Annotated in this window: 10 protein-coding genes, 2 tRNA genes, 2 pseudogenes and 1 riboswitch; of the genes and pseudogenes, 7 read left to right on the top strand and 7 right to left on the bottom strand. The window is 70.0% G+C overall.

Going from position 1 to position 12,397, the window contains the following annotated elements; all coding sequences use genetic code 11:
* The 5 genes and pseudogenes from clpP to IEY93_RS35700 all read right to left on the bottom strand — a co-directional run.
* A pseudogene (clpP, locus tag IEY93_RS39020) lies at positions 1-151 on the bottom strand (ATP-dependent Clp protease proteolytic subunit); the annotation flags it as partial.
* A gap of 11 nt (positions 152-162) precedes the next feature.
* Positions 163-807, bottom strand: coding sequence for a ClpP family protease (locus tag IEY93_RS35685; RefSeq protein WP_189167590.1), 645 nt, complete (start codon positions 805-807; stop codon positions 163-165).
* 116 nt (positions 808-923) lie between these two features.
* A complete protein-coding gene (locus tag IEY93_RS35690) occupies positions 924-2,504 on the bottom strand; it encodes a Na+/H+ antiporter (RefSeq protein WP_189167591.1) in 1,581 nt (526 codons plus the stop codon).
* 207 nt (positions 2,505-2,711) lie between these two features.
* Positions 2,712-4,094 (bottom strand): trigger factor, encoded by a 1,383-nt coding sequence (gene tig / locus IEY93_RS35695; protein ID WP_189167592.1) that lies wholly within the window; start codon positions 4,092-4,094, stop codon positions 2,712-2,714.
* A 210-nt stretch (positions 4,095-4,304) separates the two neighbouring features.
* Positions 4,305-5,174: a Sco1979 family transcriptional regulator gene (locus IEY93_RS35700; RefSeq protein WP_189167593.1), complete on the bottom strand. Its 870-nt coding sequence runs from the start codon at positions 5,172-5,174 to the stop codon at positions 4,305-4,307.
* 289 nt (positions 5,175-5,463) lie between these two features.
* Here IEY93_RS35700 and IEY93_RS35705 point away from each other — a divergent pair, with 289 nt between their 5' ends.
* Entirely contained in the window at positions 5,464-5,949 is a 486-nt protein-coding gene (locus IEY93_RS35705; protein WP_189167594.1) for an ATP-binding protein, read from the top strand.
* Between the two features lie 177 nt (positions 5,950-6,126).
* On the opposite strand, the gene IEY93_RS35710 is transcribed toward IEY93_RS35705, so the two are convergent.
* Positions 6,127-6,200: transfer RNA gene (locus IEY93_RS35710), tRNA-Pro, on the bottom strand.
* 90 nt (positions 6,201-6,290) lie between these two features.
* On the opposite strand from IEY93_RS35710, the gene IEY93_RS35715 reads away from it, so the two are divergent.
* The 3 genes from IEY93_RS35715 (at position 6,291) to IEY93_RS35725 (ending at position 8,671) form a co-directional block, all read left to right on the top strand.
* Positions 6,291-6,361: transfer RNA gene (locus IEY93_RS35715), tRNA-Gly, on the top strand.
* Positions 6,362-6,642: 281 nt separating this feature from the next.
* A complete protein-coding gene (locus tag IEY93_RS35720; protein WP_189167595.1) occupies positions 6,643-7,998 on the top strand; it encodes a dihydrolipoyl dehydrogenase family protein in 1,356 nt (451 codons plus the stop codon).
* Between the two features lie 103 nt (positions 7,999-8,101).
* Positions 8,102-8,671, top strand: coding sequence for a TIGR03086 family metal-binding protein (locus tag IEY93_RS35725; protein WP_189167596.1), 570 nt, complete (start codon positions 8,102-8,104; stop codon positions 8,669-8,671).
* A gap of 145 nt (positions 8,672-8,816) precedes the next feature.
* Here the strand turns inward: IEY93_RS35725 and IEY93_RS39900 are convergent, their stop codons facing one another.
* On the bottom strand, positions 8,817-8,894 hold the full coding sequence (locus tag IEY93_RS39900; RefSeq protein WP_372444553.1) for a 50S ribosomal protein bL37: 78 nt from the start codon (positions 8,892-8,894) through the stop codon (positions 8,817-8,819).
* A 200-nt stretch (positions 8,895-9,094) separates the two neighbouring features.
* Between IEY93_RS39900 and IEY93_RS35730 the strand changes: the two are divergent.
* The 3 genes and pseudogenes from IEY93_RS35730 to IEY93_RS35740 form a co-directional block, all read left to right on the top strand.
* Positions 9,095-9,862 (top strand): annotated as a pseudogene (locus tag IEY93_RS35730) (DeoR/GlpR family DNA-binding transcription regulator); the annotation flags it as partial.
* A gap of 197 nt (positions 9,863-10,059) precedes the next feature.
* Positions 10,060-11,136, top strand: a complete 1,077-nt coding sequence (galT, locus tag IEY93_RS35735) for a galactose-1-phosphate uridylyltransferase (RefSeq protein ID WP_189167597.1) — start codon at positions 10,060-10,062, stop codon at positions 11,134-11,136.
* Positions 11,137-11,209: 73 nt separating this feature from the next.
* A riboswitch (cyclic di-AMP (ydaO/yuaA leader) is annotated at positions 11,210-11,347 on the top strand.
* Between the two features lie 34 nt (positions 11,348-11,381).
* Positions 11,382-12,323: a coiled-coil domain-containing protein gene (locus IEY93_RS35740; RefSeq protein ID WP_203969138.1), complete on the top strand. Its 942-nt coding sequence runs from the start codon at positions 11,382-11,384 to the stop codon at positions 12,321-12,323.
* Positions 12,324-12,397: the final 74 nt, after the last annotated feature.

The following is a 12,397-nucleotide window of genomic DNA, read 5'->3' on the forward strand; positions in this document are numbered from 1 at the left end:
CGTCGTCGATCTGCACGCCGAGGAAGATGATGCGGTCCTCGAACAGCTTGTTGTACGGGTTCATCTCCTTGACGCCGTACGTCGTGCGCTCGACGAACGAGGGGATGATGTAGCGGCCGTTGATGTCCCCCGGCCGGATCAGTTCACTCACGAGTTACCCCTTCAGGAGACGGCGCCCTCGGAGGGCACCTGACGCGCGCTGCGCACGACGTTGTCGATGAAGCCGTAGTCCTTGGCCTCCTCGGCCGTGAACCAGCGGTCTCGGTCGGAGTCCCTCTCGATCTGGTCGAGCGGCTGGCCGGTGTGGAAGGCGATGCGCTCGGCCAGAGTCTTCTTCACGTAGAGCATCTGCTCGGCCTGGATCGCGATGTCGGCGGCGGTGCCGCCGATGCCGCCCGACGGCTGGTGCATCATGATGCGAGCGTGCGGCAGCGCGTACCGCTTGCCCTGCGCGCCGGCGCACAGCAGGAACTGGCCCATGGAGGCCGCCAGGCCCATGGCCACCGTGCAGACGTCGTTCGGCACGTACTCCATCATGTCGTAGATCGCCATGCCGGCGGTGACCGAGCCGCCCGGGGAGTTGATGTAGAGCCAGATGTCGCGGTCGGGGTCGTCGGCCGCCAGGAGCAGCAGCTCGGCGCAGATGCGGTTGGCGACCTCGTCGTCCACCTGGGTGCCGAGCACCACGATGCGCTCACGCAGCAGACGGTTGTATAGCTGGTCCTCAAGGCGGAACGAGCCGTTCTCACGGCCACGCGACTCCGGCCCGAAGCTGCTGGGCTGGTATGAGGTCGGCGGGCTGGTCACAGCGTCACCTTCCGATGCGTTGTAAACGATGGACTTTGCTTGTGACCTTAACGCGCGACACCGACCGGTCAGTCCCGGTCTTCGCGCTGTTCGCTGTCGGCGCAGGTACCGCGAGGTCAATGCGGACTGGAGGCGCGGCGGCGGTCTTCGAGGTCCAGCTCGTGGATCAGCCGCCGCTGCGTCTCGGCGCTGATCCTCCGCTTGGCGTACAACTCCTCCAGCTTGTCACGCTGGACCTCGGCGAGTTGCCGGCGCAGGCCACGCGTGCCCGGGTCGCGCGAGGTGTCGCCGTCATCGCCGGTGTCGGTCTCGTCATCGAGTATCGCACGCACCCGGTCCAGCCGCAGCTCGAGGAGCTGGCGGAACACATCGGCGGTGCGCTCGTCGACCTCTCCGTCGGCGGCCAGCCGGTCCAGCTTGGTCAGCGCGGCCTCCATCGTGGCCTCCCTCGCCCTGGCCTCCTCCACCATGGTCTCCTCCGGCTCGCCGAGGCCGAGGCGGCGCAACAGCGGAGCGAGCGTGGTGGCCTGGCCGACGAGCGTGGCGAGGATGACGACGACAGCCAGGAAGATCAGCAGCGGCCGGTCCGGCACGGTCAACGGGATCGACAGGGCGATGGCGAGCGTGATCGCCCCCCGCATGCCCGCCCAGCCCATGATCAGCCGGTGGGTCCCGCCGACGCGGTCGAAGGACAAGTGCCTGCCCGGCAGCCATCGGGCCAGGGGGAACACGCCCATGGTCCAGCCCAATCGCACCAGCACGACCACCGCCACGACGAGTGCCGCGATCAGGGCGAGCGAGGCGGCCGAGTAGTCCGACACATCGGCGAGCACCTGCCGGATCTCCAGGCCGAGAAGGACGAACAGGCTGGACTCCAGCAGCAGGACCAGCACCTCCCAGAAGGCGTTGCCGGTGAGCCGGGAGGAGGGCTGCAGCAGGCCGTGTGCGCGCACGCCGAGGTAGAAGCCGGTGCTGACGGTGGCGAGCACTCCGGACAGCCCGAAATGCTCCGCCGGGAGATAGGCGACGAACGGCGTGACCAGCGACACGACGATCTGCGCGCCGTTGTCCTTGATCCGGCCGCGCAGCCGCGCGATGGCCCAGCCGAGGACCAGTCCGTACAGCACGCCGCCGGCCACCACGCGCACCAGGAGCAGGCCGCCCTCGGCGAAGGTGACCCCTTCGGCGACCATGGTGAGGGCCAGCCCGAACAGGGTGAGGGCGACGGCGTCGTTGACCAGGCTCTCGCCCTCCAGGATGGTCACCAGCCGGCGCGGGGCGCCCAGGCGCTTCAGGACGGAGGTCGCGGCCACCGGGTCGGTGGGCGCGACCGCGGCGCCGAGCGCGAGCGCCACCGGCCAGCCGAGCTGCGGCAGGGCGAGGTGGACGGCGGTCATCACGCCGAGGGCGGTGACGCAGGTGAGACCGAAGGCCATCACCGAGATCGGGACGGCGTCCTCCCTGGTCTCGCGCGGTGCGGTGAGGAAGGCCGCGTGGTACACCAGCGGCGGCAGGTAGAGATTGAGCACCACCTCGGGCGGTATGACCACGTCCGACATGCCCGGCAGCAGGCTCGCCGCGAGCCCGAGCAGTACGAGCGGGATGGCCGGGGGGATGCCGAGACCGCGCGCGACCGCCCGTCCCAGGAGCATGATGAGCGCGACGGCCAGCCCGACGAAGAAGTAGTCCTCGATCATGGGCGGCTCTGGGGTACCCGTATCACAGTCGGGAGTTGCCCCAGATCAGCGAACAATCACCCAAATGTCGGCAATGCCGGGGTGGGCCGAGTGCCGAGAGGAACGACCATGCCCCCGCCGCGGGCACGCGACAGGGGCATGACAGGAGCCGTGAACCCCGCGCCGGAGTGAACCGGTGCGGGACTCAGGCGACGAGTGCGCGGGAGGTCACTCCGCGGGCTGGCCGGCGGCCTCGGCGGGAGCCTCCTCGGCGCCCTCCTGGCCCTCGTTCAGCTCGGCGTAGATGGCCTTGAGGTCGACCTCGTTGCCGGCCTCGTCGGTCACCTTGACGGCGTCGCCGATGACGGTCTTGGCCTTGTCACGGACGATCTCGACCATGGCCAGCGTGAGCTGGTCGTTGTCGGCGAGGTGCTGGGCGAGGGTGTTCGGCGCGACACCGAGCTGCATGGCGCGACGCACCACGAAGTTGGTGAGCTCCTCCTCGCTCACGCCGATGTCCTCCTGCTTGACGATCTTGTCGAGCATGAAGCCGGTCTTGATGGCCGTCTTGGAGTTCTCCTCGAACTCGGCGAAGCGCTCTTCCTCGGTGGTCTGGTAGAGCCGGAAGAACGCCTCGCGGCTGAGGCCGCTCTCGGCGATCTGGTGCTCGAGGTTGTGCTTGCGGGCGTCCACCTCGGCCTTGAGCGCACTGTCGGGCAGCGGGATGTCGATCTGCTCCAGCAGGGCGGTGACGGCGTTCTCGCGGGCCTGCACGACCTGGTCGACCAGCTTGTTGCGGCGGGCCTGCTTGCGGAGGCTCTCGCGGAGCTCCTCGAGGGTGTCGAACTCACTGGCGAGGCCGGCGAACTCGTCGTCGAGCTCGGGGAGGACCTTCTCCTTGACGTTCTTGATCTTGATGGTGACCTCGGCCTCCTCGCCGGCGTTCTCGCCGCCCACGAGGGTGGTGGTGAAGGTCTTCTCATCGCCGGCGGCCATGCCGACCAGCGCGTCGTCCAGGCCCTGCAGCACCGAGCCCGCGCCCACCTCGTAGGAGACGTCCGAGGCCTGCTGCTCCTCGATGTTCTTGCCATCGATGGTGGCCGAGAGGTCCATCACGACGTAGTCGCCGTTGCCCGCCGGGCGCTCGACGCCGGTCAGCGTGGCGAACCGCTGCCGCAGGGCGTCGATCTGGGTGTCGATGTCCTCGTCGCCGACCTCAGCGCTGGGGACGGTCACCTCGAGGCCATCGTAGGCGGGGATGTCGAAGGCAGGGCGGACGTCCACCTCGGCGGTGAACTCGACCTCCTTGCCATCATCGATCTTGGTGACCTCGATCTCCGGCTGGCTGACCGGGAAGACGTCGCTCTCGTCCACGGCCTGGCCGTAGAGCTTGGGCAGCGCCTCGTTGAGCGTCTCCTCCAGGACCACCGCGCGGCCGAAGCGCTGCTCGATGATGCGGGCGGGAACCTTGCCGGGGCGGAAGCCGGGCACGCGCACCTGCTGCGCGACCTTCTTGTACGCCGCCTGCATGCTCGTTTCGAGCTCCTCGAACGGCACCTCGACGGTGAGCTTCACCCGGGTCGGGCTGAGCTCCTCGACAGCGGTCTTCACGGGGTGGTCTCCTTGGTCAAGCTTCTGGTGATCCGCGGGCGCGTCATGCCGTACGGCGACCGCGACATGCTCGCGCGCCGCGCCCACGTGGGCGGCTCAGTGCACGGGCCAACCGGCACGCCCTCGTATAGGCGCGCTCAACTGTGGCGGGTGTCCAGCGCCGCTTGCCAGTCTAGGGCAGACGGACGACTCCGGCGCCATCGACAGGCGTCAGAATCTCTCCGAAATGATCTTTTGCAGGATGTCGACCGTGCTCTCGGGCGTGGTGCTGGCCGCGCACAGCCGCTCCATCACCTCGCTGTAACGGTCCACTTCCTCACGTTTGTCGAGGTAAAGCGCACTCGCGAGCTGCTCGACGTACACCACGTCGGGAAGCTCGGTGTCCTCGAAGCGCATGATGCTGTACGCGCCGCCCTCGGCGCTGTGGCCGCCGTAGCTGAACGGCATCACCTGGATCGTGATGTTGGGCTGGCGCATCAGCTCGATGAGGTGCTGCAACTGGCCGCGCATCACCTCCGCGCCGCCGATCGGGCGGCGCAGCGCCGCCTCGTCGATCACCGCCCAGAACACCGGCGCGCCCACACGGTCGAGCACGCGCTGGCGCTCCATGCGCAGGTCGACACGCCGGGCGATCTCGGCCGCCCCGACACCCGCGGCGCCGGCGGTGATGACGGCCCTGGCGTACTCCTTGGTCTGCAGTAGGCCGGGGATGAACTGCACCTCATAGGTGCGGATGCGCGACGCCGCCTCCTCCAGGCCGACGTACGCCTGGAACCACGAGGGCAGCAGGTCGTTGAAGCGGTGCCACCAGCCCGGCTCGTTGGCCTTCTCCAGCAGCTCCATCACGGCGGCCCTGGCATCGCCGTCGCCGACCCCGTAGAAGCTCAGCAGGTCGGCGACGTCGCGTTCCTTGAAGCCGACCCGCCCGAGCTCCATCCTGCTGATCTTGGATTCCGAGCCGCGGATGTGATGGCCAGCCTCCTCGCGGGAAATCTGTCTTTCCTCGCGAAGCCGGCGGAGCTGGGACCCCAGCAGAATGCGGAGGGCCGTGGGACCGGATCCAGGCTGGAACGGCGTCATTCGGCCTCCTTCTCTTCTCGGGTCAGCCAACACAGTGTCACCACTTCCGGCCCCCGTGACAAGGTCTGTCCGGCGCGCCGTGAACACCGGCCTGCGCGAGAGGACCCGTCGATGGCGTCCCAGACGGTTCTTGCGCCTGCACAGCACGGCTGCACGTGCATTTGGGTCTTGCACCGGGGTCCATACTGTCCCATCATGGCCTAGTGCATATTGGGCTAAAGGTGCACTAACTCGTATTACGGCTCACTGGCTGCGGAGACACACAATGACAGCGGGAGGTATCAGCGGGATGCCGGGACCCGTGTCCGCCGCCGATCGCACCGAAGCACCGCACGAAGTGGGACTACGGCGAATACTGCGGACCGGCGGTCACCAGGGCGCCACCACCTGCCCGCTGCGCCCGCAGGCCGACTCGGTGAAGAAGGCCCGCGACGTGACCAAGACGACTCTGCACGCCTGGGGCTGCTCTGATCTGGGTGAGGACGCCGCCCTCGTCGTCTCGGAACTGGTCACCAACGCCGTGCGCTACGCGGGCCGGTCGGCCGCGCGCCACGGGGACCACTCGATCACCCTGCTGCTTCTGCGGCTGTCCCCGCACGTGCTGCTCGCGGTGGCCGACCCCAGCGACGAACTGCCCCGGCGCAGGGAGCCCGACTTCGTCTCCGAACACGGCCGTGGCCTGTACATCGTGGACACCTTCAGCAAGGCCTGGGGCTGGGAGACGCTGGAGGAGGGCGGCAAGGCCGTCTGGGCTCTGTTCGACGCGGACCGCTGACGTTCGTCCAGGTTCTTCCCGCACTGACGACCGGGTGTCCCGCTTCCCGTACGGACTGGTCCCACCGGACACCGATTCCACGGCGACCGCCGGAGCCCTGCCTGTCGACGAAGGCGCCCGCCCCTGACGAGGACCGCGTCTGGCGGCCTCCGCGCCGAGGCGCCGACGCCGGACATGTCGGGGTGACCGGATTTGAACCGATGATCTCCTGCACCCAAAGCAGGCGCGCTACCAAGCTGCGCTACACCCCGGAACATCGGGTCGCTCGCGCACTCGCAATCTCCGGTACGCTTACGTCCTGACGACCGGAAGAAGTCTAGACCAGACGGCGACCGGCTCGCGCGGACGTAGCTCAATGGTAGAGCCCCAGTCTTCCAAACTGGCTACGCGGGTTCGATTCCCGTCGTCCGCTCTCACGACAAAAGGCCAGGTCCCCTGCGGGGGAACCTGGCCTTCGTGTTCGTCACGGCACTGTCGCCGAACTTCTTCGAAAACGCACCTGCTCGCCCGGCTGGAACAGCCGGCGCAGGGCCGCGTCGGCGCAATCTTCAGGAGCGGACTCGAAGGCGATGGCGGTGCCCGGGCCTGCTCTTCGCCACCTCGTCACGTGATCCTTCGGGCCGCTGCGCGCGACGCCGGGGAAGATCTTGGCGGGGCCGTGTCGGGGGGAGAGGGCCGGGGCAGGGGAAGGCCATGGATGCGGATACCGAACACTTCGACGTCGTCGTCCTCGGGCTCGGGCCGGGCGGCGAGGAGCTCGCGGGCCGGCTGGCCGAGGCCGGGCTGGCCGTCGCCGGAGTCGAGGCCCACCTGGTGGGCGGCGAGTGCCCCTACTGGGGGTGCGTCCCGTCCAAGATGATGGTGCGGGCGGCCGATCTGCTGGCCGAGGGCCGGCGCATCCCATCCATGGCGGGCGAGGCGACCGTCGTGCCCGACTGGGCGCCCGTGGCGCGGCGGATCCGCGACGAGGCCACCGACGACTGGGACGACAAGGTCGCCGCCGACCGCTTCCTCGGCAAGGGCGGCACCCTCGTGCGGGGCCGCGGCCGCATCACCGCTCCGGGCGAGGTCACCGTGGACGACACGCGGGTGCTGCGGGCCAGGCGCGGCATCGTGATCGCCACCGGCTCGCAGCCGTCGGTGCCGCCGATCCCCGGCCTGGCGGGCACGCCGTACTGGACCAATCACGAGGCGGTCGAGGCCGAGCGCGTGCCCGAGTCGATCGTCGTGCTCGGCGGCGGCGCGGTGGGGGTCGAGCTCGGCCAGGTGTTGCGCCGGTTCGGCGCCGAGGTCACCGTCCTGGAGGCCGCCGAGCGCCTGCTCGCCTTGGAGGAACCCGAGGTGGGCGAGCTGGTCGCCAAGGTCTTCGCCCATGAGGGCATCACGGTCCGCACCGGTGCGGAGGTGACCCGGGTCGACCACCACGGCGCGGCGTTCACCGTGATGACCGAGGACGGCAGCCACCGGGCCGAGCGGTTGCTGATCGCCACCGGACGCCGCTGTGATCTGGCCGCCGTGGGAGTGGGCGCCCTCGGGCTGGACGAGTCGGCGCCCGCGGTCGAGGTGGACGAGCGCATGCGCGCCGCCGAGGGCGTGTGGGCGATCGGCGACGTGACCGGCAAGGGGTTCTACACCCATGTGGCGATGTACCAGGCGCGCATCGCCCTGGCCGACATCCTGGGCGAGCGCGCGCCCGCGGCGGACTACCGCGCCGTACCGCGGGTCACCTTCACCGACCCCGAGGTGGGCTCGGTGGGGTTGACCGAGGCGCAGGCCCGCGAGCGGGGTCTGGACGTGCGCACGGCGGTCACCTCGGTCTCCTCCTCGGCCCGCGGCTGGATCCACCGCGCGGAAGGGCTGGTCAAGCTGGTCGCCGACGATCGCGTCCTGGTGGGGGCCACCGCTGCCGGGCCAGCCGGCGGCGAGGTGCTCGGCCTGCTGACGCTGGCGGTGGACGCCAGGGTGCCGATCGAGCGGCTGACGAGCATGATCTACGCCTATCCCACCTTCCATCGCGCCGTGGAGGACACCCTGGCCCGGCTGGGGTGACCCTCCCGCGCCGTGAGCGAGCACGTGTGCCCGGCCGATCGCACCCTCTGACGGAGGTGCGGCGGCCGGGTTAACGTCGGGTGGACGACGCGGGAGGGACACGATGACGATCGACATCCGCGAGGCCTATCGGCGGGCCCTGGACGCCTTCGGCGCTCATGTGCACCGGGTGGCGGCCGGTCAGTGGCGCATCCCCACCACCTGTGCCGACTGGGACGTGCACACCCTGGTCGACCATCTGGTGGGTGAGAGCCTGCTCGCGCCGGAACTGCTGGCCGGACGACCGGCCGGCGAGGTGGCGCACCTGCTCGACGGCGACCTGCTCGGCGACGATCCCGTCAAGGCGTTCGACGTGGCGGCGGCCGCCGCGGTCCGGGCGATGGACGAGCCGGACGTCCTCACCCGGACGGTGCGCCTGTCCTTCGGCGACATCTCCGGCGAGGAGTACATTTCCGAACTTTTCGCCGACACCCTCATCCACACCTGGGACCTGGCGAAGGCCATCGGGGGCGACGAGCGTCTCGACCCCGACCTGGTGGAGGTGTGCGCCCGGTGGTTCGCGGGCGCCGAGGAGTCCTACCGGCAGGCGGGAGTGATAGACGAGCGGCCGCCCTTGCCGGAGGACGCCGACCCGCAGACCCGGCTGCTGGCGGCCTGGGGGCGCGGGGCCTAGCCGGACGCTGTGAGCCCGCGCCCATGAGGTGTGCAGGCCCGCCGCATCCGACGCCGGCCGTCCGGAGTGCGCCCAGGGAAACGCCGAGACCCGCGCGCCCTCGCGGGGCGGGCTGAAGCGCCGGCGGAGCGGGTCGCCGCGGCGGTCAGCGGGAGACGGGCCGCTTGCCGTGGTTGGCCTTCTTCTTCTTGCGGGCCCGGCCCTTGCGCGCGCGTCTCGCCATCTCGGCCTCCGTGGTGGGTACCGTTCGTGTCCCCACCATGCATCGGGGCGAAGGGCGGTACAAGGCCCAAACCTCCAAATAACCCCACAGGCACCGTCTCTCGGGCGTACCGGATCTTCCACTCGAACTACCACACATTCCAACAAGCATCAGGTCAGAATATGTAGTATTTTGAGGGAACCTGCGGAAGGGGTGGGGCGGTGCTGGCACAGCAGCGGCAGCGGGCGATCCTCGAGCGTGCCCGCAGGAGCGGTGCCGTCCGGGTCGCCGACCTGGTACGCGAGCTCGGCGTGTCGGACATGACGATCCGGCGCGACCTGGAGGCCCTGGCCGAGCGCGGGCTGGTCGAGAAGGTGCACGGCGGCGCCACCGTCAGCGGCGCGGGGTCCACCGAGGAGCCGGGCTTCGCCGCCAAGTCGGTACGCCAGCAGGCCGAGAAGGAGGCCATCGCCCGCCGCGCGGCCGAGATGGTGCGCCCGGGCAGCGCCGTCGCGCTGTCGGCCGGCACGACGACCTGGACCCTCGCCCACCACCTGGTGGACGTGCCACAGCTCACGATCATCACCAACTCCGTGCAGGTCGCCGATGTCTTCCACCGCGCGGGCCGCGCCGACCAGACCGTCGTGCTCACCGGAGGGGTGCGCACGCCGTCGGACGCGCTGGTCGGCCCGGTGGCCCTGGCCGCCATCCGCGCGCTCAACGTGGACACTCTGATGCTCGGCGTGCACGGCATGAGCCCCCGCGCCGGCTTCACCACTCCCAACCTGCTGGAGGCCGAGACCGACCGCGAGCTGGTGGCCGCGGCCCAGCGTCTCGTCGTCCTGGCCGACCACACCAAGTGGGGCACGGTCGGCATCAGCACCATCGCCAGGCTGGAGGAGGCGCACGTCGTGATCAGCGACACAGGCCTGCCGGAAGACGCGCGGTCGGCGCTGTCCGAGCAGGCCGGCACGCTGGTCCTGGCCGATCCGGCCGAGACGGCGCTCCCCGCGGCGGCCCGGCCGGAGCGACCGGCTCAGCCGCCGCACGAACCGGCCGCAGGGCCGCGACAGACCACCGGTCAGGCGGGAAGGTCCGCCGCCGGGACAGCGGAGGCGGACCATGCCGCCGCGCGAACAGCACGGGCGGCTCAGCCTGCCGCCGGGAACGAACAGGAGGTGTCGCGGTGAAGCGCACCGTGACCCGGCTCGCCGATGGGCGGGAGCTCTTCTACTTCGACCGGCGCGAGGACGCCGACCGCAGCGCGGTGGACACCCGCGACCTGCCGCCGCGTCCCCCCGCCTCCGAGTTGCGGTACGACCCCGTGATGGACGAGTGGATCGCGATCGCCGGGCACCGGCAGGGACGGACGTTCCTGCCGCCGAGCGACCAGTGCCCGCTGTGCGCCACCCGGCCCGGGAACGCCACCGAGATCCCCGCCTCCGACTACGACGTCGTGGTCTTCGAGAACCGCTTCCCGTCCTTCAGTTTCAACCTGACCGGCACGTACGAGGACGTGGGCGGGCTGAGCGAGGTGCGTCCCGGCGTCGGCCGGTGCGAGGTGGTGTCCTTCACCTCCGACCACGACTCCTCCTTCTCCCGGCTCTCCCCCGAGCAGGTCGACCTGGTGCTGCTGGCGCTCGCCGACCGCACCGAGGATCTGTCGGCGATGCCGGGTGTCGAGCAGGTCTTCTGCTTCGAGAACCGCGGCGCGGAGATCGGCATCACACTGCCCCACCCGCACGGCCAGATCTATGCCTATCCGTACGTGACGCCGCGCACCCGGCAGATGCTCGCCTCGGCCGCCCGCTACCGGGAACGGACCGGCGGCGACCTGTTCACCGACGTGCTGGAGGCCGAGCGCAAGGCCGAGACCCGGGTCGTGGCCGCCAACGAGCACTGGACGGCGTTCGTCCCGGCGGCGGCGCGGTGGCCGTTCGAGGTCCACCTCTACCTCAACCGCAAAGCCGCCGACCTGCGCGAGCTGACCGGCGAGGAGCGCGCGGCGTTCGGTCCCCTGTACACCGATGTGCTGCGGCGGCTGGACGGGCTGTTCGGGGTGTCCATGCCCTACATCTCCGCCTGGCACCAGGCGCCGGTGCGCACCGGGCGCGACCTGGCGTACCTGCACCTGCAGTTGTTCAGCATCCGGCGCGCGGCGCAGAAGCTGAAGTACCTGGCCGGCTCGGAGTCGGCGATGGGGGCGTTCGTCAACGACGTGCTGCCGGAGGAGGCCGCCCGGATGCTCCGCGACCAGGGCTGACCACGGCGTCTTTCGTCCGACTGGTCGCCGTGTTTCGGTATTGCCACTAACATCCCATCTGACACCGACCGTAACGGCCGGTACGCCTAATCCCAGGTGCCCCGCCTGGGAGCCGGGGACCCATGGTTCCTCTGGGGTGAATCCACGCGAGTGGTAGGGCTGCTCCGGCCCGAACCCGTCAGCTAACCCGGCCGGCAGATGGAGAGGAGTGGGCTCTGCCCTCGACGTCCGGTCGCCACGCCTCCGTGGCCACCAGCGCCCTGATCGTGGCCGCCCTCGTGCTCGGCCCGTCCACGGCGGGGAACGCCGCCCCCAAGCCCACCGAGAAGGAGCTCAAGAAGCAACTGAGCTCTCTTGGCAAACGGGTCGACAAGCTCATCGCCGAGTACAACGCCAAACGCGTCGCGGTCGCCAAGGCCAAGGCGGCCGAGAAGACCGCGCGCGAGCGGCTGAAGACGGCCGAAGCGGAGCTCGCGGCCTCGGAGAACCAGGTCGGCGACATCGCCCGGCTTCGCTATCAGGCCGGCAGCGGGCTCGGCATGATGCGGGAGATCCTGTCACCCGGCTTCGACGGGGCGGCCATGCTGGAACAGTTGCAGGACGAGCAGACGGCCAAGATCGGCCGGTTCACGGCCGCGCGCGACGGCCGCAAGAAGGCCGCCCAGGACGCCGGCGCGCTCACGGTCCGCCTGCGCGAGGACGCCGCCGAGGTGGTCGCGCGGCGCAAGGACGCCGAGAAGCTGATCGGCGAGATCAAGGACCGGCTGGACCGGCTCGTTCCCGTCGCCCCCGGCAAGCGGTCGAACGGGACGTGGGCCCCCGAGTTGCCCACCGGCTCCGAGAACATCACGCCTCGGATGCGGCTGATGCGCGCCGAGGTCAAAAGCCATTTCACGCTGTCCTTCCCGGTCGGCTGCTACCGGGCGGAGGACAGCGGGGAGCACCCGCTGGGCCGGGCGTGCGACTTCATGCTGAGCTCCGGCGGAGCGATGCCCTCGCCCGCCGGCGTCGCACTGGGCGAGGAGCTCGCCGCCTGGGCGATCAAGAACGGCGGCAAGCTCGGGGTGAAGTACGTGATCTACCGCCAGCGCATCTACAACCTGGGCTTCCCCGGCTGGCGCGCCATGGCGAACCGCGGCGGCATCACGGCCAACCACTTCGACCACGTGCACATCTCGATGTACTGATAGGGGGACGAATAGCGTCTGATGAGCTATTCGCACACTTGAAGAAGGCGTTTGAGCTGGTCACCGGCCTGTGG

It is taken from the genome of Sphaerisporangium melleum, assembly GCF_014646695.1.
GTDB classification, from domain to species: Bacteria; Actinomycetota; Actinomycetes; order Streptosporangiales; family Streptosporangiaceae; genus Sphaerisporangium; species Sphaerisporangium melleum.

Coding starts and splice junctions, on each gene's coding strand:
- IEY93_RS35690 (WP_189167591.1), bottom strand. CDS start 2,504: ATGATCGAGGACTACTTCTTCGTCGGGCTGGCCGTCGCGCTCATCATG.
- IEY93_RS35700 (WP_189167593.1), bottom strand. CDS start 5,174: ATGACGCCGTTCCAGCCTGGATCCGGTCCCACGGCCCTCCGCATTCTG.
- IEY93_RS35705 (WP_189167594.1), top strand. CDS start 5,464: ATGCCGGGACCCGTGTCCGCCGCCGATCGCACCGAAGCACCGCACGAA.
- IEY93_RS35720 (WP_189167595.1), top strand. CDS start 6,643: ATGGATGCGGATACCGAACACTTCGACGTCGTCGTCCTCGGGCTCGGG.
- IEY93_RS35725 (WP_189167596.1), top strand. CDS start 8,102: ATGACGATCGACATCCGCGAGGCCTATCGGCGGGCCCTGGACGCCTTC.
- IEY93_RS39900 (WP_372444553.1), bottom strand. CDS start 8,894: ATGGCGAGACGCGCGCGCAAGGGCCGGGCCCGCAAGAAGAAGAAGGCC.